This is a genomic window from Tenacibaculum sp. AWR4_210, assembly GCF_056160945.1.
In genome coordinates, this window is the sequence record NZ_JBSWYF010000002.1 from 349733 (window position 1) to 372322 (window position 22590).

A 22590-nucleotide genomic window follows, 5' to 3' on the forward strand; every position below is an offset into this window, starting at 1 on the left:
TTTTTTATTTATATATCACGCTATGAAAAGAAAAATGCTAGGGGCATGCTTGTCCCTGATAGTTGGGATGGTTGCCTATGGGCAGCGCTCCCTATCTTCGAAATTGAATCAGGTTACTAAAAAAGAACTCGCGTTACAAGTGTATCCAGCCGATAGCACCGCACGCGCTGTAGTTCTTTACGAGCACGGTAACTACTACGTAGATGAAAAACGAAAGTTTAAAAAAACTACTGATTATTATCACAAGGTTAAAATACTGACCAAAGAAGGGGCCGATAAGGCTACTGTTAGTATCCAACTTTACGGTGATGAAAAAGTGCATGGGATAAAGGGAAGTACTTACAACCTAACCCAAGCAGGCCAAGTAAGAAAAACTGTTCTTGTAAAAGATAAAATTTACGAGAAACAGCTTACTTCAAAATGGCGTGAAGTGACGTTTACCATGCCTAATATCAAAGTCGGAAGTGTTATAGAATACCGTTATTCGATTACGAGTCCTTATTCCAAAATTGATGATTGGTATTTTCAAAGTGATATTCCGAAAGTAAAAAGCAAGTTTACTGCTGCTATATTGGGGAATTGGAAGTACAAGATTAGAAGCGTCGGTTATTTACCCTTGACCACCAACGAGGTGAAGGTTCGTAAAAATTGTGTGTATATGCCCGGATTGGGTATGGGTGATTGTGTCGTTTTAAAGTATGGAATAGCGAATATTCCAGCCTTTGAAGAGGAGAAGCACATGCTCAGTGCTGAGAATTTTAAATCGAAAGTGGCTTTTGTATTGAGTTCTTTTACCCATGCTGACGGCCGTGTTGATAAGTACGCCAAAACGTGGAAACATGCCGACAGTCGTTTGCGTAGAGATTTTCTGGATAATCAGGTTTCTAAAAAAGGCTTTTTTAAACGAAATATGCCCTCTTCTATACTGGAGGTTAAGAATCCTTTAACGAGGGCTGAAGAGGTGTATAGGTACATTAAAGAGCACTATACTTGGAATGGAAAGTACTGGCCTTCTCAAAAGGTACGAATAAAAAGAGCCTTTGCTGAAAAGACGGGAAATGTATTCGATATTAATTTGTCGTTGTTCAATGCTTTAAAAGCAGCAGATATTGAAACGTATTTAGTATTGTCGTCTACCAGAAACAGAGCGGTTCCTACCAAGCTCCACCCAATTATTAATGAGTTTAATTATTTACTAGTAAAGGTGGTTGTTGATGGGCAGGTGTATTATTTAGATGCAACAGAAAAGCAACTGCCATTTGGTTTGGTCCAGTTTAAAGCTATTAACGGAGATGGACGCGTACTCGATTTTGATAAGGGAAGTTTCTGGGAAGAAATTACGATGAAGAAAGTAGCCACGGAGAGTATTCGAGCAAAGCTCGATATAGATGCTAGCGGTGAGGTTACAGGAGTACTTACCCGCACTACCAAAGGATATAAAGCACTGAACAAGAGAAAAGAATTGAGCAGGGTTTCTGAAGAGGCGTATTTAGACGAATTTGAGAGTAGATATCCTGCGATAGAAGTAGATTCTTTTAAGGTGGATAATTTGAAGGAAATAGCGAAGCCACTCAAAGAAAACTTTAAGGTTCGTATAAGCTCAGAACGAAACAATGCCGCTATGGCCATCAATCCTTTTTTAATTAGTCAGCGAACCATTAATCCTTTTAAGTTGAAAAGGCGTGATTATCCGGTTGACTTTGGCTATGCGAGAAAGCATTTTTATCGTTTGGAATTGACCGCTCCTGAAGGATATGTTTTTGAAAATATTCCGCAGAATATGGCGATCAAACTACCCAATAAGGGTGGAAGTATGGTTGTGAATGTTGCTGTTCAAGGAAGGGTATTGCGACTTTTTTGTAAATGGAGCATTGAGAGAAGCGCCTATAGTAGTACCGAGTATTTTGCCTTGAAAGCCTTTTTTAACAAATTGATAAAGAAACAGGATGTGCTATTAAAAATAGTCCCTAAACAAAAAGGATAATGCCTGAGCATTATCCTTTTCTTTGGGTTTGAAGTTGCGTTGTATTATAACATAGTAACTTTTCCTGTAGTTAAGGAATACACGCCCCCTACGATTTTAATTTCACCGTTATCTTCCATTTCTTGCAAAATCTGACTTTTTTCACGAATGCGATCCATGGTCAGTTTAACGTTGTTTTCAACTGTTTTAGCCACGAATGCTTTGTTACTAGAGTCTGCTGCACCCTCTACTTGTTCGGCTGCTAATTTAGCGGCAGGAACAATATTGTCGAGCATAGCGGTAATGTTTCCTAATTCGACACCGTCACAAGCAGCTTTTACAGCTCCACAACTTTCGTGACCGAGTACTAAAACGAGTTTACTACCGGCAACAGCACAAGAGTACTCCATACTTCCTAAAATGTCTGTATTTTCGAAATTACCAGCTACACGAGCCACAAAAACATCGCCAATAGTTTGATCAAAAACCATTTCTACAGGCACACGTGAATCGATGCAAGAAAGGATTACCGCTTTAGGGAATTGCCCTCCTGTAGTTTGACTAACGAGGTCGTTCACATTAGATGCGGTAAGGTTATTTGAGGTATATCGTTCGTTACCAGCCAGTAAATCTTCCAATACTCCAGCAGGAGTCAAAGTGCTTTGAACGTCTTTGGTAATAGCAGTGTTTCTCATTATAAATGTTTTAATTTTCTTTTTAATATTGTTATGTCTTATAGTAAGAACCGGTTAAAGTTCTTAAAAAAAATCAAACTTTGCGGGGTAAAGTTAAAATCTATCATTGCTGGGTTTCATGCGACGTTCTGACTAGGCAGTTTTATAGTCCAGTTTAAAAAACTCGATAAAACTCGCTGGGTTTTCGACAGCACCACGCTCAGAATACAATTTAATATTGATATTGCGTTCTTTGGCTTTTAGGGCAAAGTCCTCTAAAATTTCAATAATATCATTGTCGAGATAGCGCGTTTTACGCACGTCTAATTCTAAGTAAGAGTTTTCAGGTAAGCTGTCTAACTCTTTTAAAATAGCTCCTTTATTAAAGAAAGTAACTTCTTCTGCCAAGGTCATCTTAATGGTATTCTGACCGTTGCTCTTGTCCTCAATGTGTAAGAAGTGAGAGTTTTGATAGCTTTTGTATAAGATTACAGCAATACCAACGGCTAGTCCTAGTCCAATTCCTAAGAGTAAATCACCTGTGATTACCATGGGAAGCACTGTGGCCATAAAAGGAATAAATTGTTTGTTCCCCAGTTTGTACATGCTGATAAATGTTTTGGGATTGGCAAGTTTAAACCCGACAATAAACAGGACAGCAGCTAAAACTGAAAGAGGAATTTTATTTAATAATTTCGGTATGAGGATAATAGAAATTAACAGGAAGAATCCGTGCATTACTGCTGACATCTTACTGCGTCCTCCCGATTGAATATTCGCTGAGCTTCGAACGATAACCTGAGTTACAGGAAGTCCTCCTACCAATCCTGAAAGGATGTTTCCGGCTCCTTGGGCAAAGAGCTCTCTGTTGGTCGGTGTTACGTTTTTATGTGGGTCTAACTTGTCGGTAGCTTCCACACATAAGAGGGTTTCTAAACTAGCTACTATGGCAATTGTAAAGGCCGTAAGCCACACTGAACCCTGAGTGATTACTTCGAAATTAGGGAAGGTGAACTGCCCTAAAAAGGAATCCAAGTCTTCAGGTACTGGTACGCTTACCAATTGCTTGGCTTCGATACCGAGTAGTTCATTACCTCGGGTAACTACGTAAAATATGATTCCGACAACCACGGCCACTAAAGGCCCCTGAATGAGTTGGAAGATTTTTGCTTTTTTAGTGAGAACTTGTGACCAGAGTAAGAGGATGGCAATCCCTATAATTCCGACGAGGGTTGACCCCATATTGATATTGTCGAGAGAGAAGCTTCCGGCACTCTTGTCATAACCGAAGAAAAACGGTATTTGCTTGATAATAATAATGATCCCGATTCCGGTGAGCATTCCTTTGATCACTGAAGAAGGAAAGTAATAACCGATGACACCGGCACGCAGTGCTCCTAAGATGAGCTGGAAAACACCTCCGAGTACTACGGCCACTAAAAAGTTTTCAAACGATCCTAAATCTGTAATTGCGGTAAGTACGATAGCGGCAAGCCCAGCAGCGGGTCCACTAACACCTATTTTTGAGCCACTGATGGCACCGACAACGATTCCACCTACGATTCCGGCAATTAGACCCGAAAACAAGGGGGCACCACTGGCAAGGGCAATCCCTAAACAGAGGGGGAGTGCGACGAAAAATACGACAATACTAGCAGGTAAGTCATTTTTAATTGTTTTGAACATGTACGATTTCTTTTAGCCAATTCAATTTTTTATTGGCGAATTAATGTTGTTTTTATTGGATGTGGTTTCCTAATGCAAATTAGGAAAGAGAGCACTGTGTATAGCTAGCCTTAGCTGTGCTGAATGAAATTCAGTAACTCTATAAAAGGTAAGAAGGTACAGTTTCTGGCGGTGGATTTTCTAGGCGTCGATTAACCGTCGCATAGGTTTTTGATAGGTAGGTTGTTTCTTTGCGGCGTTGACTTACGGGGTGTGAAATGGTTAGGGCATCTTCGAAATAGAAGTTTAATTCGAATTCTCCGACATTCTCATCCGTGTCACGGTCGTAATCTTCAACAATATGAGTGTTTTCACAATTTTCTTGCGACAATACGATATAGGTGGGGAGCGCAACTGCGCACACCATAACGGTAAGCAAGAAGTATGTAAAAACGCGTTTTTTCATAATCGTAGCCCTAAATATACATTTTTTAGCCCACGATTGCATGTTAAAAAATTACAAATTCTCGAGAATTTTGATGGTTTTTGACTTTAACCAGCCTGTTTTTCCATCTACTAGTTTGATTTTCTTCCAATCGTCCACCGTATCTAAAAGTTGAACTTTTGTGCCTTCGTGTAGGGTGAATATAACCTCTGAATCAGCAGTCGGTCCATTTTTTACGGAAACCTCTTGAGTGTATACAATGGCAGTTTTAGTTTGCGTTGTTTTGTTGTATTGCTGAAAGCTGATAAGCAGGCTTGTACCTAAAAGTAACGTACTGAGGCAAGCTCCAATAAAATACAGCCGTTTTCGCGTACTGATATCTGCAAAATAGAACAGGATAAAGAGCAAACTGGCAAGAATTGAAAAGACAATGCTCAAGATTCCCCAATGTTCGAAATGTAATTTTCCAAGTAGCGATGCATCTAAACGATCCCCTAAGCTTTTAGGAAGTGGCTCAATACGGTCTAAAGTGAGTTTTTGAGCTATTTTTAAGTTGTTCGCAGCAGCTTGGTTCAACGGGTCCACTAATAGCGCCATTTCGTAATTAAAGATGCTTGGAGCAACCTCGTTTAGTTTGTAATAGCAGTTCCCGAGATTAAAATACAATTCTGAGGCAACCACTTGATCGCCTTTTAAAATATTTTCATACAGGGCAGCTGCCTGTTGGTAGTCGCCTTTTTTATAAAGGTCATTTGCCTTAGCGAAGTTTTCGTTATTGTCTTGCGCAGCTAGTACAGTTGTCAAGACTACTAGTAATACTGTTAATAGTTGTTTGATCATAACTGTTTGTCTAATTGAGTAATCACTAATTTTGCTTTCTCGTATTCTTGTTGCATCTGAACGTTGTCGATAGGGGTATATCGAGCAAAATCACAGTCGTCGAGTACTGCTATAAACGAGCGAATACTTTCCGAATCAACATTTTTATTTTGTAAGATATTGGCAATTTTTTCCTTGCTAATATCGGTGGTTTCTATTTTTAACTTCGCCTTGAGGTAGTTGTGTAGAGCACGTTCTAACGATTCGTAGAAAGCCTCTTTGTTTCCGAGTTGTTTCGAAGCTTCAGAAAGGTACTTCTTAGCCAATCTGTCTGCCTTACGCATTTTATTACCCTCGATGTCCCCCGCTTTTTCGTCGCGTTTCTTTTTGTAGAAAATGGCTATCGGAATTCCAATAAGTGGAAGTAATAATAACACATAATACCCAGTGGATTTAAAGAAAGGACGACGAGTGCGTTCTTGCCAATTCGGTGTTTTTTGAATGTATTCAAAAGCATTTCCTGTTAGGGTCACCTGTTTTTTAGTTACGCTAGGGCTCGTGCTATCGCTGAGCTCTTTCCCCTGTAATACATCGACGTACATATCTTCTGTAGTGATGGTTTGATACACTTTTTCTTTGGGATCGAAATATGAAAATGTAACGGCAGGAATCTTGTATTTTCCTTTGTATTGAGGGACAACGGTGTACACATCAGTGATACTTCCTTTTAAACCAGAAGTCGCAATGTTGATCTTTTCTTGTCGCTTAGGCTCGTAAGTTTCCAGCTCCTTAGGAGTCGTTATTTTAGGAAGTTCAAAGAGTTTTAAGTTTCCTTTTCCTGTTACTTTTACAGCAATTTCAGCCGTTTCGTTGGCTTTGAGTAGCTGCTTGTTTAAATTGACGTCAAAGGCAAAGGTTCCAACAGCACCATTAAAGTCTGCAGGTTTGTTAGTGGTCGGAAGTTCTTTAACGCGAACCGTCTTTTTTGCCGAGGCAAATTCTTTTCGTACCTGTCGGGTCATCACGTTTCCAAAAAAATCGGTACGCCCAGTAGGAACGGCCACGACGATGTCCATTTTCATTGGGTCTATGGTGAGTTTACCTGACTTTGTAGGAATTAACAGGGCTTTGTGCAATACGGCATAACGATAGTTTTTTCCGTTGTAAGTACCTTGTTTTACGGTTGTTCCGTTTCGTTTTATTTCTTGGTTCCAAAAACCGTTGTACTGTGGTGATTCGGTGATGGCATTGTCGTAAATACCGACGTTTTGACTAAAGTACAATCGGTATTCTAAGTACACGCCTTCTCCTACATATGGTGAGGCCTTTGAGATTTCGGCAACTAAGTGAATATTTTGTGAAGCGATGTACCCTGGGTCGTTAGGGTTTTTAGGAAGCTCCACGGCATCGACCACAATAATTTTAAGAACGTTTGATTTTAGAGTTTTTCCGTTGAATTCAATGGTTGCAGGTGGAAGGTTAAACTCTCCTTTGCGCTTGGGTTGTAGAAAATAAGTATACGATTGTGAAAAAGATTCTTTACCGTTGATCCACGATTGACTAACCGATTGGCTCGGCCCTCCCACAACTTTAAAGTTCTTGAAATTGGGCGGTGTAAAATTGTCTGCACCCTGTTTGTTGATAGCGTATTGAATTCTCAATCGCTGATTTAACCCGAGCTTATTTTTACTCACAGAGGCTTTCAGTTCTACATCCTGGGCAGCAGCTCCTAAACTAAAAAAACTTAGTGCGAATAGTATGAATATCTTTGTATAAGTGCTCATTTGTAACATGTGCAAAAAACTATTTTAACTGTAATATTGATCCATTAGTTATACAAGTACCTTATCGAAATGATATTGCAGGGGGGCAAATATACAAGTATTACCAATCTTTTTCTTGTTTAACCTTTCTTCCTTTCGCTTTGCGAACATTCATCTTCTTTTGGGTCTTTTTTTCCTCGTTATTTAAGCTTTCCAAAAGTTGTTTCATTTGCTCTGGAGTCATTTTTCCAGGTTGTGGCTTCGGCTTTTGTTTGTCTTTGTTTTGTTGGTTTTTAGGATCCTTGTTTTGTTCGTTGTCTTTGTTTTTTTGCTGGTCCTTGTCTTGATCTTTTTTGTTTTGATCTTTGTTCTGATCCTTTTTATTTTGATCTTTTTTGTTCTGGTCCTGCTTGTCTTTGTTTTGGTCCTTTTTATTTTTATCCTTGTTCTTGTCCTTATTTTTCTGCTTTTGTTGTTGCTGTTGCTCTTTTAGCTTTTTTTGCGCCACCGCGAGGTTGTAACGCGTTTCATCATCACCAGGATTGTTGCGAAGGGCATTTTTGAAGGCGTCGACAGCTCCTTGATATTGCTTTTGCTCCATCATGGCATTCCCGATGTTGTGGTACGCCTCAGCTTTTGCAATCTTGTCTTTTACCGTTTTTGCTGTGATTTGATATTGGGCAATGGCATCCTTGTAGTTTTTGTTTTGGTACAAGGTATTTCCGTAATTGTAATTTGCCTTTTCGTAATTGGCATTTTTTCCTAGAGCTTTGCGATAAGCAATAGAAGCGTCGTCAAACTTTTCTTTGTTGTATAATTTATTCCCTTCTCGGAGTAAGGCTCTCGCCTCACGCTGAAGTGCTATGGAATCTTTTTGCGCAACTAGGGCAGTACTCGTGAAAAACCCTAAAAGACACAGGATAATGCTAAGCTGTTGTTTCATGGTTTTATTTTTTTCGTTCGTTGAATAAATCAATTTGCTGTACCCATTTGGTCTTTTTCTCAAATAAAAACACGTCTAAGAGTAGAAAGAAAAGACCAAAGCCTAAAAACCACTGAAATTGATCTTTGTAGTCTGAAAATTGTTTGGTTTCGAATTCACTCTTTTGGGCATTGCCAATGATGGTCGCTATTTTATTTACAGGAACCTCTGTTTTATTCCCATCGATGTATTCACCATTGCCTATTTCGGCAATATCTTGTAAGATGTCTTCTTTGCGTTGGGTGATGACGGTTTCTCCTTTGCGGTCTTTTTTATGACCGATAAGCGAACCGTTTAGTTTCAGAGGTATTTTTCCTCCTGCAGCGGTTCCGACACCTATGGTGTATACTTTAACACCTTCGTTCGACAAGTTTTGGGCAATCTGTTTAGTATCTTCTTGATGGTCTTCTCCGTCGGAAATAACGATCAAATAACGGTTGGTTTGCTCGTCGTTATTGTAGTAGGTTTTAGCCAAATTTAAGGCTTCGTTGATAGCAGTACCTTGACTAGAAACCATGTCGGGACTCGCGTTTTGTAAAAACATTTTACCGGCGGCATGATCCGTAGTGATCGGTAGAAGTGGATATGCGTTTCCGGCATAAATGATGATTCCAACACGGTCGCTTCCTAACTTATCTATGATTTTTGAAATTATTTGTTTCGCCTTTTCCAATCGGTTCGGGGCGATGTCTTCTGCGAGCATACTTCTCGAAACATCCAGTGCAAACACCACATCTACTCCTTCGCGCTTCACTGTTTTTAATTTGGTACCCATTTTGGGGTTGCTCAGTGAAATAATTAATAAGCTCAAGCCAATTAAAAAGACGATGAGTTTTAAGGTGGCTTTAAATACCGAATGTGTTGGTGCCAGCACGGCGAGTAGCTTTGCTGAAGCAAAGTTCTTTTGCGTTCTCTTTTTCCACCACAACACCAATAAGAATACGACAATGATTACAGGAATCACTGCAAAGGCATAAAAATATATTGGTTCTTCAATCTTGTACAACATAAGCTAAGCAGGTTAAATAAAACTTTTAAACAGCGTGTTTTTTAATAGGAACTCCAAGAGTAAAAAGACTCCGGCTAACAATACCCAAAAGCGAAATTGTTCGGTGTAATTATAGTATTTAAATTCTTCGATTTTCGTTTTTTCTAACTTGTCAATCTCGTCGTAAATAGCCTTGAGCTTGTTGTTGTCTGTAGCTCTAAAGTATTTTCCTTCTGTTTCTTGTGCAATGTGTTGTAACAGCGCTTCATCTATTTCAACTTGTTGTTTGCGGAAGGTAATTTGTCCTGTGTTTGGATTGCGCGTCCATGGGAAATCTGCCATCCCATTGGTTCCTATCCCAATAGTATACACCTTGATGTTGTTCCCTTTGGCAAGCTCTGTAGCTGTTTTAGGGTCTATAAAACCGGCGTTGTTAACACCGTCTGTTAATAAGATGATAACTTTGCTTTTTGCCTTGCTTTCTTTAAGTCTGTTTACGGCAGATCCAAGTCCCATACCTATAGCAGTACCTCCTTCAAGTTGTCCCCATTTGATTTCTGAGATGGTTCTTTTTACAATAGATTTATCACTTGTAATCGGAGTTTGAGTAAAACTTTCTCCGGCGTAAACTACGATACCGATGCGATCGTTAGGACGCCTGTTAATAAAATCGGTTGCTACGCGTTTTAGTGCTTGAAGTCTGTTGGGTTTGAGGTCTTTGGCTAACATACTCGCAGAGACGTCTATGGCCATCACGATGTCTATACCTCTATTCGATTTTGTTTTTTTACTAATGGCTACATTTCTCGGTCTGGCTAGAGCGATGATTAAGCAAGTAAAGGCCAACAAGCGCAATAAGTAGAGTACAGGCTTCAGCTTCGCCCATATAGAAGGTTGTACCGCAAAGCCTCTTACAGAGCCAATGGTGAGTTCTGAACGATCTTTTTTTCTCGTTAAGAAGAACCAAACAGCGAGTAATGGAATGCTGATGAGCAACCACAAGAACGCTGGAGAGTGAAATTCAAAATTACTTAACATGGGTTACTGCGGTATTATTGGCGTTGGTGTATTCTATTAATTTGACAATTCCAAAACTCAAAATTCCTACCACTACAATAATTCCTAGTATCAGGAAGATTTTTTGCAGAGGACTTGTCTTTTTTACCGGCGGTTTTTCAACGATAGTAACCGGAGTACTATAATCTGTTTCAGTAGCTTCCTCTGAAAGGGCAGGCTTGATATTATTGATAAGCAATTCAGCAATATTACGGTCTGCTTCAATGTCGTGAGCCAAAGGTTTTGATTTCGCGAATTTTACGAGATCAGCCTGTTGGAATAGTTTCGAAAGCTTTTTGATCGTTTCTTTTTCAGTTTCTATGTTGTTGGCATCTCTTAGCAATTCTAATTGACGCACAACTTCGTTAGTCGTTTGCTCTAAGGCTGGTACGTGTAGTTCGCGTTCGATATACATACGTATAATGTCAGTGAGCTCACTGTAGTACTCTTTAATTTTATTGTTTTGCCAGAGGAGTTTTTCGTCCAGCAATTGTAAGTTTCTCATGGCTTCTTGGAAAGGAGCTAGTTTCGGAACAAACGTTGTGCTATCGTCTTCATCTGTTCTTTTAAGAGCAAAGTACAGGGTAACGATTACGATGAGTAACACGGCAAGTGCCCAATACACATACCTTGCATAGTCATCGAAACGATAAGGTTCTCCTTTGATGCCTTTGATTTCGTATTTTTTTACTTTGGTAGTATCGATAGGGACCGTAGCAACCTTCACCAAAAGACTATCGGTATAGTACGCTTGGTTTTTGATAAAGAGCTGCTGTTTTGGAATGTAAAAAGCACCACTGTCAAATCCTGTTAGGATGTATTTTTGAATGAGTTGGTTGTTTAGGGTATCCATTTTTAAAGAATCAATTACCTCTAAACCCTTCAAATTTTGAAGTTTCGGGATAATTACATTCTCCGTTTCGTCGATGGTAATTTTGTATTCAAATTGTTCACCTATGCGAATGGATGTGCTATCGATAGTCGCTTTTACTGGATTGGTTTGACCATAGCCAACTGCGATGCTTACTATCCATAATATGTATAATAGCGTTTGTCTCATCGTAATATTGCTGTAGTTTTTAGCGATTAACCTTTTTGTTTAAAATACCCGAGTAGTTTTTTAACATAGCTTTCATCAACACTCATATTGATGGTTCCAGCACCACTTTTTCTGAAGCTCGAGGTAAAATATCCTTCGAGTTCACGTGCGTGGGCTTGGTATTGTTTTCGAACTTTTGCCGAACTGGTATTCACTAGCTGCACTTCACCGGTTTCCGCATCTTTCATCGGAACCATTCCTAAATTAGGAATCTCTTGGTCGTGTTTGTCGTACACGCGAATTCCTGTCAAGTCGTGTTTGTTACCCGCTATTTTTAAGGTGTGTTCATAGCCGGAATCCATAAAGTCAGAAAGTACAAAAACAATCGCTTTTTTCTTTAAAACGTTGGAGAGGAATTTTAGAGCTTCCTCAATACTAGTGCTTCTGCTTTTGGGTTCAAACTCAATGAGCTCACGAATAATTCTGAGTACGTGACTCTTCCCTTTTTTAGGAGGGATAAAGAGTTCAATTTGATCAGAAAAAAGAATTAATCCTACTTTGTCATTGTTTTGTATGGCCGAAAAGGCTAAGGTCGCGGCAATTTCTGTAATAGTATCTTTTTTGAACTGTCCCTGGGTACCAAAAAATTCAGATCCAGAAATATCAACCACGAGCATCATGGTCAGTTCGCGTTCCTCTTCAAAGACTTTGACATAGGGTTCGTTATAGCGAGCGGTCACATTCCAGTCAATGGCTCTGATGTCATCACCGTATTGATACTGACGTACTTCGGAGAAGGTCATACCACGACCTTTAAAGGTCGAGTGGTATTCTCCTCCAAATATGTGATTAGACAATCTTCTTGTCTTAATTTCTATTTTACGAACTTTTTTGAGTAATTCTTTTGTGTCCATTAATTAGTTCAACCAATTTTCAGGCAATGGAGGCAACTCGACTTCGCGCATTTCTGATGATTTCTCAATAGAAAAAATAGGAGCCTCTTTGATTGCTAAATCTACATTGTTCTTTTTGGCTATGTCTTTGATTACCTCACTGATACTTCGCTTCTGAGCGAGTACTAGGCTGTTCATGATGACGTTTGATTCGGTTTGTAAATCAAAGCAGTCTACGTGATACGCCGGTTGATTGTTGTGGTAAACAATAGCCTCTGTTCTCGTTTTCTGGGTTAATTCTAAAATTTCTTTTGTTCCTGTTAATGTTTTGTACGTTGTTAATTTGAATGTCATCTCTATTAAGATTAATTTAAGGGGGTTAAAAATTAGTTCTTTAGTAGAGTGCGGTTAGCTGTAATATTTCAATATTTCAAAAGGCTAGGGGACTTGCACTTCGTTTATGATCGTATTAATCACATCGATAGACGTGATGTTTTCTGCTTCTGCTTCATAGGTAATTCCAATACGGTGTCGGAGCACATCGTATACAACTGCTCGAACATCTTCTGGAATTACATAGCCGCGTCGCTTAATAAATGCATAACATTTGGCCGCTTTAGCTAAGGCAATACTTCCACGTGGAGAAGAACCAAAACTAATAAACGGTTGAATCTTCGCTAAATTGTAATTTTCAGGATAACGCGTTGCGAAGATGATGTCGAGAATGTACTTCTCAATTTTTTCATCCATATAAACTTCACCTACTGCCTGACGCGCTTTGATAATTTGCTCTATTGAAACTACTGGGTTCACTTTGGCAAATCCTCCGTTTAAATTTTGACGTAAGATGAGTTGCTCATCTTCCAATTTAGGATAATCAATTACGGTTTTCAACATAAAACGGTCAACCTGTGCTTCTGGTAAAGGATAGGTTCCTTCCTGCTCAACAGGGTTTTGCGTTGCCATTACTAAGAAAGGTTCGTCTAGCTTAAAAGTTTCATCACCAATAGTGATTTGACGCTCTTGCATGGCTTCTAACAAGGCCGATTGTACCTTGGCAGGAGCACGGTTAATCTCATCTGCAAGGACGAAATTTGCGAAAATGGGTCCTTTCTTAATAGAAAAGTCGTTCTCTTTTACATTGTAGATCATCGTTCCAACAACGTCTGCCGGTAATAAATCCGGCGTAAATTGAACTCGGCTAAAACTTCCTTGAACTGCTTTTGATAAGGTGTTGATTGCGAGGGTTTTTGCTAACCCTGGAACCCCTTCTAACAAGATATGCCCATTTCCTAATAAACCGATAAGCAATCGTTCAATCATGTATTTCTGACCTACAATTACTTTGTTCATTTCAGAAGTTAATAAGTCGACGAAAGCGCTCTCACGCTCGATCTTTTCATTAATAGCTCTTACATCTACATCCATAATAAGTGGTAATTTAAGTGTCGCTTTTTAGTGAAACAAAGCTACAATAATAACACTTTAACATTTGTTAAAGTATGGTTAAACCTAAAAACTGAATTTGAGTAAAGAAAAAATAAAAAATTATGAAATTTTAAGAGTATATAATGAAATTTTATGTCTTTTATTATTGATTCGTTAATTGTAGAATACGATATTTATAGAACAAACTTTTTATTAATAACTCTTGATTATGAGACAAATGACCAAATTACTGACCTTCTTGGCACTTTGGTGTTTTGCGTTTGCCGTAGGACAAACCATCCAAGGTAAGGTCACCGATGCCCAAGGAAATGCATTAGCATTGATTGATGTTATCGAAAAAGGAACGACCAATGGTGTAAACACAGATAGCAATGGGGAATTCCGGATAACGTTGAAAAAAATGCCGAGTGTACTCGTGTTTTCTTCTTTGGGGTTTGCAACCATTGAAAAAGAAGTGACCGCTGCAGGTACTGTAAATGTCGTATTACAAGAAGACACTAGTGTCTTGGAAGAGGTAGTACTTACCGGAAACCGCGCAAAGCCGAGAACCATTTTAGATTCGGCAGTGCCTATTGATAATATCGGAGTTCGTGAACTTCAGGCAACAGGACAAACAAATATTGATCAAATGTTGACCTATACGGTACCGTCGTACAATTCTACCAATCAAACAATTTCTGATGCAACAGCCCATTTTGATCCAGCCGATTTAAGAGGTCTTGGACCGAGTAGAACCCTGGTGCTGATTAACGGGAAACGAAAAAATCAAAGTGCACTTGTGTACGTGAATGATACTCCAGGTAAAGGTGAGGTAGGAACAGATATGAAAAGTATTCCAACCGCAGCTATTGAACGCGTCGAAATTTTGCGTGATGGAGCTTCTGCACAATACGGTTCGGATGCCGTAGCTGGTGTGGTGAATATTATTTTGAAGAAGAATATCGATTTTACCCAAGTGAATGTGAATTCTGGAATTACCTCTCGTGGTGATGGGTTTAATGCAGATGCGGACGTAAACCATACCTTGAGCTTCGGCAATGGAGGTTTTTTAAATGCAACTGTTGGATTGAGCTATCAAGGATATACCAACAGAGCAGGGTCTCCTGGAAGAGATGATCTGTTCGGGGTAAACAATCAGTGGACTAAAATCAACCCAAGCTTGGGAATGATTGTTGGTCAGCCAGAAATGAAAAAAGGAGATGTGTATCTCAATGCAGAGTATCCCCTGAATGAAAATACGACGCTCTACGCTTTTGGAGGATTTAACCTGCGCAAAGGAAAGAGTTTCGCCTTGTACCGTCCACCGTATTGGATAACCACCGATTTTGGGTTGTTGACGCCTCAAGGAGCTACCTATAATGGATTTCAACCTACTTTTGAAACAGATATCAAGGACTTGTTGTTTACAGCAGGTGCGAAGTTTAAGTTAGGAGAATTTAATGCCGACCTATCTGCAAATTACGGTGGGAACTCTGTTGATTATACCATTGGAAATACGATTAACCCGAGTTTAGGTGCGAGTAGCCCAACGAGTTTTGATGCGGGAGCCTATGCGTTTAGTAATTTCATCGGGAATTTTGATGTTAACAGATCCTTCGGTGATCTTACGCTCGGAATGGGAGTAGAAGCACGTCAGGAGCGTTTTGAAGTTACTGCAGGACAAGAAGAGTCGTATGTAAATGGTGGAGCACAATCGTTCCCTGGATTACAACCTTCTAATGCACTCAATGAAACCCGAACCAATGTGGGGGTGTATGCAACTGCAGATTGGGATATTACCAAAGATTTCTTGTTAGGGGGAGCTGTGCGTTATGAAAATTATTCAGATTTCGGAGGGAATACCTCTTGGAAAGTGAATTCGAGGTATAAAATTGGTGAAGCTGGAGTATTGCGTGCCTCGTATAGTACTGGATTTAGAGCCCCTTCATTACATCAGGTATACTTGAGTAATGTGCAAACCTTGGTTTCAGGAGGAACAATCTCTAATCAAGGAACCTTTAATAATGTGAGTCCAGTAATTCAAGATTTAGGAGTTGCTCCACTCTTTGCGGAGACTTCAAAGAATATTTCTGCTGGAATCACAGTGAAAGGAAGCCGTAATTTTTCAGTTTCGTTAGATTACTACCAAGTGCGTGTAGATGACCGCGTATTGTTTACAGGTGAAATTACCGGAGTAGATGATAACGGCGTACCCAATGCAGCAGTTCAACAGATCTTAACAGCAAACAATGTAACTAGTATCAAGTTTTTTATCAATGCTGTGAATACGGTAACCAGAGGTTTTGACTTGACTATGCGTCTAAAGGACTTAAAAGTAGGTGCCGGGAAACTCGGGATCAACGGAGCATTAAACGTGAATAGAACAACTTTAGAAGGAGACGTAAAGACACCTGAAAAGTTAAGTGGCTATAAAAACAAGATTTTTAATAGAAAAGAACAATCGAGAATTGTAAGTGCTCGTCCAAACATGAAGTTTTTGTTTGGAGCGAATTACAAGGTAGGGAAGTTTTCTGCCAATGTAAACAATACCTATTTCGGAGAGGTTACTTGGCAGCACGCTGCTGACTCGTTTAGAGATCAAACATTCCAAGGGAAAATTGTTACAGACTTGTCGTTTGGTTACGACATTACCAATGCGATCTCTTTTAGAGCACAAATAAATAATTTGTTCGATGTGTTCCCAGATGAAATTGATCCTAAAGGAGATCCGGTAACGAATCTCGGAGGGCGATTTAGATATCCTTGGGAAGTAAACCAATTCGGTTTTAACGGAACATCATTTAAAGCAGGACTTACGTTTAAATTTTAAACATTAAATAGTCTTTAAGTTACTAAAAGCGTGGAAGGGATCTCTAAATGGGGTCCCTTTTGTTTTTAGTAATTGCGTAGGTGCAGCGTGTCTTTTTCAAAAACTCCATAGGTGTAGTACTTTACCCAATCACCGATGTTTATGTACTTACTACGGTTAGGAAGGTCGATGTCTAAAGGAAGATGGCGGTGGCCAAAAATAAAGTAATCGTAATGTTGGGTTTCTAATTTACGCTTACAATACTGGACTAACCATTCGTTGTCTTCTCCTAAAAAAGTAGCGTCGTCATCACCGGAAATCAGTTTGTTCTTTACCGACATATACTGTCCTAATCGCACTCCTACATCAGGATGTAGCCATCGGAACATCCATTGAAATAACGGAAAAGTAAAAACTTTTTTCATGCGTTTATATCCTTTGTCATGAGGTCCTAGCCCGTCGCCATGACCTATAAAAAGTAACTTTTCATTGAGTTTAAAAACCTGGGTTTGGTGATATACCGGAATCTGCAACTCCTTTTCAAAATAATCATTCATCCACAAATCGTGATTGCCCACAAAAAAGTAGATAGGTATCCCGCTGTCTTTGATTTCGGCAAGCTTCCCTAAAACGCGCACAAATCCTTTGGGAACTACGGTTTTGTATTCAAACCAAAAATCGAATAAATCACCGAGTAAAAAGATGGCTGCTGCATCGTGTTTTACTTCGTCGAGCCATTGAACAAATTTTTTCTCACGAGGGAAGCTAGCGGCTGCTGTAGGAGCTCCCAAGTGCTGGTCTGAGGCGAAGTATACTTTTTTATCGTCGGGTACTGCTATTGAAATCAATGTCTTTTTTTTACAAAAATAAGTAATTTGCTCAGAGGGGAGGCAGTTTAATTTTAGTTACTTTTGTAAGAGATTTATTTAAAAACAATGCGTATGACTCCCTATGATGATACCTATTTTATGAAAAAAGCACTCCAAGAGGCACAAATGGCCTTTGATAAAGGAGAGGTACCTGTAGGAGCGGTCATTGTGCACAAACAACAAATTATTGCTAGAGCACATAATTTAACCGAAACCCTAAATGATGTAACTGCACATGCTGAAATGCAAGCCTATACCGCAGCAGCTGATTTTATAGGAGGGAAATACCTTCGAGATTGCACCCTATACGTAACTTTAGAGCCTTGCCAGATGTGTGCTGGTGCTAGTTATTGGACTCAGATTGGGAAAATAGTATACGGTGCCAGTGAACCCAAATTGGGATTTAGCAAGTTGCAGACCAAAATTCATCCAAAAACGAAAGTTGTGGCTGGAATACTAGAAGAGGAATGCGGTTTTTTATTGAAGAAGTTCTTTATAGAAAAACGCAATTTAAACTAAAATAAGGTCTGTTGTTTACAGCCACTCTCGTGCTCTAACAACCACTTTTTACGCCATACACCGCCTGCGTAGCCCGTTAGTGATCCGTCACTACCTACCACGCGATGACAGGGAACAAGTATCCACAAAGGATTTTTTCCGTTAGCACTCGCAACTGCCCGTATAGCCTTGACATCACCCAGCTCTTTTGCTTGGTTTAAATAGGTAGTAGTTTTACCGTGTGGTATCTGAGTGAGCGATTGCCATACCCGTTGTTGAAACGCTGTGCCTTGCGGACGAAGTAGGAGGTCAAAATCCGTTCGTTGTCCTGAAAAATACTCTTGTAATTGTCGTGCACAATCCACCAGTGGCTGAGGGATAAACAAATCACTCAAGTCGGTGAACACAACTTCCGTGTCCAAAACGCTTACCGCCTGAATACCGTCAATATTTCCTGTAATTTGAGCGGCTCCAATCGGAGTGTCTACGTATATGTCTATAATATTAGACACCGAAAACTGATTTTGAGTTTTCAGTGGTAATCGTAGCAATTTCCTCGAAGCTTTTGTTGTAAATACCTACCAGCTTATCGATGACATTGGTAATATAACTGCTTTCATTGCGCTTGCCTCTGAACGGAGTCGGGGCTAGGTAAGGAGCATCGGTTTCCAATACGATATGTTCGAGAGGGATTTCGTTTAGAAACTTGTCAATTTTTCCATTTTTAAAAGTAGCAACTCCGCCAATTCCTAATTTCATATTGTAAGAAATAGCTTGTTTCGCCTGGGTAAGTGTTCCAGTAAAACAGTGGAAGATTCCGTGTAAATCCGGACCTTTTTCTTCTTCGAGAATCTCGAAAATCTCATCAAAGGCTTCTCTACAATGAATAACGATAGGTAATTTCATTTCTTTTGCCCAGCGAATTTGCGTTCTGAAAGCCTCTTGTTGTTGTTTTAGGTACTGTTGGTCCCAGTACAAGTCGATACCGATTTCACCAATCGCATAGAAGTTGCGTTGCGATAACCAGGTTTTAACGTGCTCCAATTCTTCTAAGTAGTTTTCCTTGACCGAAGTGGGGTGCAAACCCATCATTAAATATACGTCTTCCGGAAATTCTTGCTCCAAGCTGAGCATACGGTCGGTATAACTGCTGTCAATGGCAGGAATAAAGAACCTAGAAACTCCTGCTTCTTTAGCGCGATGTATCATGCTAGCTCTGTCGTCGTCAAACTGTTCCGAGTATAAGTGTGTATGGGTATCCGTTATCATAAGTTTTTGTGTCGTATCTTTGCAGCGCAAAAGTACGAGAAATGGCAAGTTTGAAAAAAGTATTAAAGAAAAAGAAATACCTAAAGGTTAAATTAAAGAAAATAGCCACGAATCACCTCGAGTTAAAAGCTAAAATTAACGGAGTGAAGGGGCGCTTTATTCTCGATACTGGTGCGTCCATTTCTTGTGTGGGGATCGATCAAATTTCATATTTTAATCTCATTACTGAAGACAGTGATCTAAAAGCAGCGGGTGCTGGAGCTATTGATATGCTTACCAAACGCTCTTCTTCTAACGAAATTCAACTAGGGAAGTGGAAAATAGATTCCTGCGATTTGGTACTGTTGGATCTCGGTCATATCAATACGGTACTCAAGCAAAGTGAGGCCAAAGAGGTTCACGGAATTATTGGTGCTGATTTATTGGAAAGCGGCAAGGCATTTATCGATTACGGAGAAAAATGCCTCTACCTAAAAAAAGTCAAAAGGAAAAAACTGAAAAAATTACCGTTCTAACTCAGGACCGGAATTTCACTGGAGTTTTTGACCTCCCCAATGGTAAAAACGCTGTGGGTACTACCGATGTGTTTGAGTCCAGTAACTACATTGACCATAAATTCTCGATAGGCATCCATGTCAGCAACGTATATTTTTAATACGTAATCATACTCTCCGCTCACGTGAAAACACTCAGTGACCTCCGACAGTTCGTTGATTTCTTTTTCGAATTCAGCAATGCATTCTTTCGTGTGTTTTTCGAGTTTAATATGACAAAAAACCATGAGTGATTTGGCAACTTTATTTTTGTTTATTAAAGCTGTATATTGTTTGATAACTCCTTCTTTTTCCAGTTTTTTTACCCGTTCGTAAATGGCTGTTACCGATAAGTTGAGTTGAAGTGAAAGGCTTTTGGTGGTTTGCTTACTGTCTTGTTGCAGTAGAGTGATCAGTTTTTTGTCGGTCGTGTCTAGTGTCATGGTAAATTCGCAATGGAGCTAATGTTTATAGAGTTTTTTTTGGTTTAATTCGCTTTTTTAGGTTAAAAATAGAAAAATTATCTATATTTATTTGTTGTGGTTGATTTTTTATCAATAAAATTGCTATTTGTGTGTAATTTTAACAACTAAAGAATTCAACCATGAAGTTTCAACCAGCAAATCGCATTCAAGACTTGCAATATTTTGGAGAATTTGGAGGTGTCAACCCTTCAATTTCAGATTCGTCTACCTATACTTTTTTAGAAGCAAAAACCATGTTCGATACTTTCGAAGGAAATACGGATGGATGTTATTTGTATTCACGTCATACGTCACCTTCTAATTTGTATTTAGGAGAGGCTTTAGCCGCCATGGAAGGAACGGAAACGGCTCATGTTACTGCTTCGGGTATGGGCGCCATTACACCAACTATTTTACAGTTGTGTGGTGCTGGTGATCACGTGGTCTCAAGCAGAACTATTTACGGTGGAACCTATGCATTTTTAAAGAATTTTACACCGCGAATGAATATTCAGACTTCTTTTGTTGATATCACTAAATTGGAGCAGGTAGAAGCGGCAATCAATGAATGTACTAAAATTATTTATTGTGAATCGGTAAGCAACCCGCTATTGGAGGTTGCCGATATAAAAGGCTTGGCCTCCCTGGCAAGGAAGTACAAACTGACTTTGGTGGTTGACAATACGTTTTCACCCTTGTCTATTTCGCCCGCTCAATTAGGAGCCGATGTGGTGATTCATAGTTTAACTAAGTTTATTAACGGTAGTTCTGATACCATGGGAGGTGTTGTTTGTGGAACTGCTGATTTTATTACGGCTCAGAAAAGTGTTATTGATGGAGCGAGCATGTTGTTGGGGGCTTCTATGGATTCCTTGCGTTCTGCATCGATAATGAAAAATATGAGAACGCTGCATATTCGAGTAAAACAGCACAGTAAGAATGCGATGTATTTGGCCAGCCAGTTTGAAAACGATGGGATTAAAACAGTGTACCCAGGTTTGGCTTCACATCCTTCACATGAAATTTTTAGTGAGATGATGAATGAAGAGTACGGCTATGGAGGTATGCTGACCATAGATGCTGGGTCACTAGAAAAGGCAAATGAATTGATGGAGTTAATGCAAGAGCGAAACCTCGGGTATTTGGCAGTGAGTTTAGGGTTTTACAAAACGCTCTTTTCAGCACCGGGAACCTCGACTTCTTCTGAAATACCTGAAGAAGAACAAAAGGAAATGGGATTGACAGATGGCCTTATTCGCTTTTCTATAGGTCTCGACAACGATATTGAACGAACCTATCAAATGATGAAGGATTGCATGATCGAAGTAGGGGTACTTCAGGAAAGCACCACCATGTAAGAATTGATTATTTTATAGAAGTGAAAATCCCGCTATCAGTGGGATTTTTTGTGTTATTTACCAAAGATGCGTTGGACAAATTTCTTACCATCTAATTGTGATGGATCTTTGTAGTCCGATTCGATATCCCAGCGTCCGTCAGTTTTAAAAAGTTTAAATTGGAATATAGAACTATTGGGGTCTTCTGGATTGAGTAAAGGGTATCGCAAATCTGTATAGGTAAGCGTATCTTTCGAAGGTTTGGCATGAATAGCGTAATAATCATTACTAAACCAGCGTAGTGTTTGTATTTCCGGGCTGTCTAAATCGACTATGGCCCTAGCCTTGGGTAGCCTTAGCAGGGTGTCTACTTCCTTTTTAGTGTCGAGTAAGGAGTAAAATCCAACGACGTAGCTACTGTCGGTTTCGGCAATTCCGTACCAGAGAAGATTGTTTAAGAGCGTAGGCTGCGCCGTAAAACGTTTATAAGAAACTTCTTCTTTGTCAAATGATTTTTGAAAAATGGAATCGATGTAGTTCTTGTTAACTAAGGTGAGTACTAGGTACCCCGTGCTGAGGTAAATACCGGTCTGGGTCCACCACAGTCGTCCCTTACGCTGCCTTTTGTAAAACATAGCAACTAGTAAACAGATTAAAAAAGGCAAGGTGTATAAGGGGTCCACGACGGAAATAGTATTGAAAGCGACGCGATAATCACTAAAAGGTAAAAAGAGTTGTGTTCCGTATGGGGTAAAACTGTCTAAAATTGGATGGGTAAAGATGGATAAGAAGAAGAGCCAAATCCAATCTTTTTGAGTGGTTGTTCCAATTCGTTCCTTGCGGTTGTAGGCTCTAAACGTGAGCATTCCAATAACAAAGGCTCCGAGAACAGCAAATACGACAGAGTGCATAATACCTCTGTGGAAGGCGAGAGCATCAATTTCATTTCCGAACAAAAGTTTACCGAGAATGACGTCTAAATCTGGGATGGTACCTCCTATTGCGCCGAAGAGCATGGCTTTGTTTCCTATCTTTTTTCCGAGTGCGACTTCGCCACAAGCAGCACCTAAAACAATTTGTGTTAATGAATCCATAG

22 protein-coding genes are annotated in these 22590 nt (G+C 39.6%); 5 read left to right on the plus strand and 17 right to left on the minus strand.

Going from position 1 to position 22590, the window contains the following annotated elements; translation table 11 throughout:
• Positions 1 to 22 precede the first annotated feature (22 nt).
• Positions 23 to 1984, plus strand: coding sequence for a DUF3857 domain-containing protein (locus tag ACXAG7_RS04925; protein WP_476666163.1), 1962 nt, complete (start codon positions 23 to 25; stop codon positions 1982 to 1984).
• A gap of 44 nt (positions 1985 to 2028) precedes the next feature.
• Here ACXAG7_RS04925 and ACXAG7_RS04930 read toward each other — a convergent pair whose 3' ends face one another.
• From ACXAG7_RS04930 to ACXAG7_RS04985, 12 genes are all read right to left on the minus strand, one after another.
• Complete coding sequence (locus ACXAG7_RS04930) at positions 2029 to 2658, minus strand: carbonic anhydrase family protein (RefSeq protein WP_408042084.1); 630 nt, start codon at positions 2656 to 2658, stop codon at positions 2029 to 2031.
• Positions 2659 to 2790: 132 nt separating this feature from the next.
• The gene (locus tag ACXAG7_RS04935; protein ID WP_476666164.1) at positions 2791 to 4323 is read right to left on the minus strand and encodes a SulP family inorganic anion transporter; all 1533 of its coding nucleotides are present in this window, start codon (positions 4321 to 4323) and stop codon (positions 2791 to 2793) included.
• A 139-nt stretch (positions 4324 to 4462) separates the two neighbouring features.
• Complete coding sequence (locus ACXAG7_RS04940) at positions 4463 to 4768, minus strand: hypothetical protein (protein ID WP_408042086.1); 306 nt, start codon at positions 4766 to 4768, stop codon at positions 4463 to 4465.
• 51 nt (positions 4769 to 4819) lie between these two features.
• A complete protein-coding gene (locus ACXAG7_RS04945) occupies positions 4820 to 5587 on the minus strand; it encodes an SH3 domain-containing protein (RefSeq protein ID WP_408042087.1) in 768 nt (255 codons plus the stop codon).
• A complete protein-coding gene (locus tag ACXAG7_RS04950) occupies positions 5584 to 7359 on the minus strand; it encodes a BatD family protein (protein WP_476666165.1) in 1776 nt (591 codons plus the stop codon). Before ACXAG7_RS04950 ends, ACXAG7_RS04945 begins: the two co-directional genes overlap by 4 nt.
• A 91-nt stretch (positions 7360 to 7450) precedes the next feature.
• Positions 7451 to 8272 (minus strand): tetratricopeptide repeat protein, encoded by an 822-nt coding sequence (locus tag ACXAG7_RS04955; protein ID WP_476666166.1) that lies wholly within the window; start codon positions 8270 to 8272, stop codon positions 7451 to 7453.
• 4 nt (positions 8273 to 8276) lie between these two features.
• Positions 8277 to 9317, minus strand: a complete 1041-nt coding sequence (locus ACXAG7_RS04960; protein WP_408042090.1) for a VWA domain-containing protein — start codon at positions 9315 to 9317, stop codon at positions 8277 to 8279.
• A gap of 15 nt (positions 9318 to 9332) precedes the next feature.
• A complete protein-coding gene (locus tag ACXAG7_RS04965) occupies positions 9333 to 10337 on the minus strand; it encodes a vWA domain-containing protein (RefSeq protein ID WP_408042091.1) in 1005 nt (334 codons plus the stop codon).
• A complete protein-coding gene (locus ACXAG7_RS04970; RefSeq protein WP_476666167.1) occupies positions 10327 to 11415 on the minus strand; it encodes a BatD family protein in 1089 nt (362 codons plus the stop codon). Before ACXAG7_RS04970 ends, ACXAG7_RS04965 begins: the two co-directional genes overlap by 11 nt.
• Before the next feature lie 26 nt (positions 11416 to 11441).
• On the minus strand, positions 11442 to 12308 hold the full coding sequence (locus tag ACXAG7_RS04975; protein WP_476666168.1) for a DUF58 domain-containing protein: 867 nt from the start codon (positions 12306 to 12308) through the stop codon (positions 11442 to 11444).
• A gap of 3 nt (positions 12309 to 12311) precedes the next feature.
• Positions 12312 to 12641: a hypothetical protein gene (locus ACXAG7_RS04980; RefSeq protein ID WP_408042094.1), complete on the minus strand. Its 330-nt coding sequence runs from the start codon at positions 12639 to 12641 to the stop codon at positions 12312 to 12314.
• Between the two features lie 84 nt (positions 12642 to 12725).
• Positions 12726 to 13715 carry an AAA family ATPase gene (locus tag ACXAG7_RS04985; RefSeq protein WP_408042095.1) on the minus strand — a complete coding sequence of 330 codons (990 nt, stop codon included), beginning with the start codon at positions 13713 to 13715 and terminating at the stop codon, positions 12726 to 12728.
• Positions 13716 to 13944: 229 nt separating this feature from the next.
• On the opposite strand from ACXAG7_RS04985, the gene ACXAG7_RS04990 reads away from it, so the two are divergent.
• Complete coding sequence (locus tag ACXAG7_RS04990; protein WP_476666169.1) at positions 13945 to 16545, plus strand: TonB-dependent receptor; 2601 nt, start codon at positions 13945 to 13947, stop codon at positions 16543 to 16545.
• A gap of 65 nt (positions 16546 to 16610) precedes the next feature.
• Here ACXAG7_RS04990 and ACXAG7_RS04995 read toward each other — a convergent pair whose 3' ends face one another.
• Positions 16611 to 17372 (minus strand): UDP-2,3-diacylglucosamine diphosphatase, encoded by a 762-nt coding sequence (locus ACXAG7_RS04995; protein WP_408042097.1) that lies wholly within the window; start codon positions 17370 to 17372, stop codon positions 16611 to 16613.
• 93 nt (positions 17373 to 17465) lie between these two features.
• Between ACXAG7_RS04995 and ACXAG7_RS05000 the strand changes: the two genes are divergently transcribed.
• Positions 17466 to 17912, plus strand: a complete 447-nt coding sequence (locus ACXAG7_RS05000) for a nucleoside deaminase (protein WP_408042098.1) — start codon at positions 17466 to 17468, stop codon at positions 17910 to 17912.
• Here the strand turns inward: ACXAG7_RS05000 and ACXAG7_RS05005 are convergent.
• Together ACXAG7_RS05005 and ACXAG7_RS05010 are read right to left on the minus strand one after the other, a co-directional pair.
• Complete coding sequence (locus tag ACXAG7_RS05005) at positions 17909 to 18394, minus strand: methylated-DNA--[protein]-cysteine S-methyltransferase (RefSeq protein ID WP_476666263.1); 486 nt, start codon at positions 18392 to 18394, stop codon at positions 17909 to 17911. The genes ACXAG7_RS05000 and ACXAG7_RS05005 overlap by 4 nt on opposite strands.
• A 1-nt stretch (position 18395) precedes the next feature.
• The gene (locus ACXAG7_RS05010; protein ID WP_476666170.1) at positions 18396 to 19160 is read right to left on the minus strand and encodes a TatD family hydrolase; all 765 of its coding nucleotides are present in this window, start codon (positions 19158 to 19160) and stop codon (positions 18396 to 18398) included.
• A 41-nt stretch (positions 19161 to 19201) separates the two neighbouring features.
• Here ACXAG7_RS05010 and ACXAG7_RS05015 point away from each other — a divergent pair, with 41 nt between their 5' ends.
• Complete coding sequence (locus tag ACXAG7_RS05015) at positions 19202 to 19675, plus strand: retropepsin-like aspartic protease (RefSeq protein WP_408042101.1); 474 nt, start codon at positions 19202 to 19204, stop codon at positions 19673 to 19675.
• Here ACXAG7_RS05015 and ACXAG7_RS05020 read toward each other — a convergent pair.
• A complete protein-coding gene (locus tag ACXAG7_RS05020) occupies positions 19672 to 20136 on the minus strand; it encodes an Lrp/AsnC family transcriptional regulator (protein WP_408042102.1) in 465 nt (154 codons plus the stop codon). The genes ACXAG7_RS05015 and ACXAG7_RS05020 overlap by 4 nt on opposite strands.
• 161 nt (positions 20137 to 20297) lie before the next feature.
• Between ACXAG7_RS05020 and ACXAG7_RS05025 the strand changes: the two genes are divergently transcribed.
• Positions 20298 to 21515, plus strand: coding sequence for an aminotransferase class I/II-fold pyridoxal phosphate-dependent enzyme (locus ACXAG7_RS05025; RefSeq protein ID WP_476666171.1), 1218 nt, complete (start codon positions 20298 to 20300; stop codon positions 21513 to 21515).
• Positions 21516 to 21568: 53 nt separating this feature from the next.
• Here the strand turns inward: ACXAG7_RS05025 and ACXAG7_RS05030 are convergent, their stop codons facing one another.
• Entirely contained in the window at positions 21569 to 22588 is a 1020-nt protein-coding gene (locus tag ACXAG7_RS05030) for a metal-dependent hydrolase (RefSeq protein WP_408042104.1), read from the minus strand.
• Positions 22589 to 22590 lie beyond the last annotated feature (2 nt).